Source organism: Thermoactinomyces sp. DSM 45892, from assembly GCF_900107305.1.
In the GTDB taxonomy this organism is placed as follows: Bacteria; Bacillota; Bacilli; order Thermoactinomycetales; family Thermoactinomycetaceae; genus Baia.
On record NZ_FNPL01000051.1, the window covers coordinates 1 to 1,080 of the forward strand.

Genomic DNA, 1,080 nt, shown 5'->3' on the forward strand with positions numbered 1-1,080 from the left:
AATGACATTGTGGTGCTCCACCATAACGCCTTTCGGATTTCCAGTAGATCCTGAGGTGTAAATGATATAGGCTAGTCGATCTGCGCTTACGTGGGTAGCCGGTAGATCCATACTTTCTTTCCCCAACTCCGCTTGATCTCGATCTAAGCAAACCGCTTGAATCTCTTCTGGAAGCCAGCTTGATTCTAGTAGACTCTCCTGCGTTACAACTAACTGAATCCCTGCATCCTCTAAAATATACTGCAGTCGCTGCTCTGGATAGGCTGGGTCAAGAGGAACATAGGCTCCCCCCGCTTTCAAGATCCCCAAGAGTCCGATCATCATCTCGGGAGAACGTTCGACACATAATCCAACTAGTGACTCAGGCCCCGCTCCGCATTTCTGTAGATAGTGAGCCAATTGATTCGCCTGCTCATTTAACTCTCGATAGGTCAGCTGTCTATCTTCATACACCACAGCGACGGCTTCTGGTGTACGTAAAACCTGCTCTTCAAACCGTTCATGAATTGTGCTCTCATATGAATACTCTACTGGTGTATCGTTCCACTCTTCTAGTAACTGTTTCTGCTCCTCTTTCGACATCAGGGTTAACCCTGATAGCGGTGCATCTGGATGATGTACGATTTCGTTCAACCAGTTTTCAAAGTGTCCGGTCATCCGTTCAATCGTAGAAGGGTCGAATAGATCCGTATTATATTCAAAGGCAAGGAATAACCCTTCTTCCGAATCTGCCATCGATAGCGTTAAATCAAATTTCGCGATCGAGGTATGAATCTCAACCATTTCCAAGCTTCTTCCCACAAGCTCCCGTTGTTTCCTAGGAGTATCTTGCATGGTAAACATCGTTTGGAAGATCGGAGAATGACTCGTACTCCGTTCGGTCTGCACGACTTCTACGATTTTTTCAAACGGAACATCTTGATACTCATGAGCCCGTAACGCTTTTTCACGCACTTGCGACAACAGCTCTTGGAAGGTCGGGTTCCCTGTCATATCAGCCCGGTATACCAGTGTATTTACAAAGAAACCAATCAATCCTTCAATCTCCCTGTAATTCCGGTTGGCAATCGGACTTCCCAC

Annotated in this window: 1 protein-coding gene; it reads right to left on the reverse strand. The window is 46.4% G+C overall.

Translation table 11 applies throughout. The features are described 5' to 3' along the window. Positions 1–1,080, reverse strand: a 1,080-nt coding sequence (locus tag BLU58_RS15965; protein ID WP_143123829.1) for a non-ribosomal peptide synthetase, incomplete at both ends; no start/stop codon positions are given.